Source organism: Chryseobacterium sp. 27AL (assembly GCF_057815395.1).
In genome coordinates this window covers 1-253 of sequence record NZ_JBYRIW010000059.1, presented here as the reverse complement: position 1 = coordinate 253, position 253 = coordinate 1, and the positions used below count along the sequence as shown (strand labels likewise).

1 pseudogene is annotated in these 253 nt (G+C 34.4%); it reads left to right on the top strand.

Annotated features, from left to right (window positions below):
- A pseudogene (locus AC3WV0_RS18185) lies at nt 1-104 on the top strand (ISAon1 family transposase); the annotation flags it as partial.
- Nucleotides 105-253 lie beyond the last annotated feature (149 nt).

Below are 253 nucleotides of genomic sequence, written 5' to 3'. Positions count from 1 at the left end.
CTGCCGAATCCTTCAATGCTAAAATCAAAAACTTCAGATTACAACTGCGAGGGGTAAAAGATAAATCGTTTTTTCTGTTCAGATTATCCAAACTTTTTGCATAGTCCCCAACTTTTGAAACTGATCCAATAAGTGATTTAACATTGAATTTTAAATCTTAAACCTTAAATCTCCGGTCTCTTCTCGTTAGTCCCTTTTACTTTTTCCCTGGCTCTTTGTCATTGGGTATGTAGTTTACCTTAAACTTTGAATC